Genomic DNA, 387 nt, shown 5'->3' on the forward strand with positions numbered 1-387 from the left:
ACGCGTAAAGAGCTGTCCGCGGCCGCCCGTGAGGCCGCAAAAGCATTGGGTTTGCGGAACGGTCCCCGGTCCGTCCTCTCCGAGCTCGTCGCCTGCTGGGGTGAGCAGGGATGGGAACGGCTGCTGGTCTGGCCGTCCAACGACTATCTGATGAGCCGTACCGGCTTGTCCGAGCGGTCCGTCCGGTATGCCTTCCGGGTTTTGATCGAACAGCAACTGATCGTCCCAAAGGAATCTCCCAACGGGAAACGCTTTGCCGTCAAAGATTTGGCCGGCGAGATCGTCGATGCCTTCGGTTTCGACCTGACTCCGGTCTACGCCAGGCGAGGGGAGTGGGCGGAGCGCATCATTGAGCAGAAGCAGGCCCAGGAAGCCCGCAAGCGGGCC

Annotated in this window: 1 protein-coding gene; it reads left to right on the forward strand. The window is 63.0% G+C overall.

All coding sequences use genetic code 11. The features are described from left to right. On the forward strand, positions 1-387 hold a 387-nt coding region (locus LG661_RS25720; protein WP_322098920.1), incomplete at both ends, for a helix-turn-helix domain-containing protein.

The organism is Microvirga roseola, from assembly GCF_020866965.1.
In the GTDB taxonomy this organism is placed as follows: domain Bacteria; phylum Pseudomonadota; class Alphaproteobacteria; order Rhizobiales; family Beijerinckiaceae; genus Microvirga; species Microvirga roseola.